The organism is Desertibacillus haloalkaliphilus (genome assembly GCF_019039105.1).
GTDB classification, from domain to species: domain Bacteria; phylum Bacillota; class Bacilli; order Bacillales; family KJ1-10-99; genus Desertibacillus; species Desertibacillus haloalkaliphilus.
This window is the reverse complement of record NZ_JAHPIV010000675.1, coordinates 1-255: the sequence shown is the minus strand read 5'-3', so window position 1 is coordinate 255 and position 255 is coordinate 1. Positions and strand designations below refer to the sequence as shown.

Genomic DNA, 255 nt, shown 5'->3' with positions numbered 1-255 from the left:
TTGGTGACCCGTACGGGATTCGAACCCGTGTTACCGCCGTGAAAGGGCGGTGTCTTAACCACTTGACCAACGGGCCATGCATTCTAGATGGCGGAGAAGGAGGGATTTGAACCCTCGCGCCGCTCGCGCGACCTACACCCTTAGCAGGGGCGCCCCTTCAGCCACTTGGGTACTTCTCCATGGCTCCACAGGCAGGATTCGAACCTGCGACCGATCGGTTAACAGCCGATAGCTCTACCACTGAGCTACTGTGGA

Annotated in this window: 3 tRNA genes; all 3 read right to left on the bottom strand. The window is 58.8% G+C overall.

What is annotated here, in order from left to right:
• Position 1: 1 nt before the first annotated feature.
• A tRNA-Glu gene (locus KH400_RS23855) sits at positions 2–76 on the bottom strand.
• Positions 77–88: 12 nt separating this feature from the next.
• Positions 89–179 (bottom strand) — tRNA-Ser (locus tag KH400_RS23850).
• 1 nt (position 180) lies between these two features.
• Positions 181–255 (bottom strand) — tRNA-Asn (locus KH400_RS23845).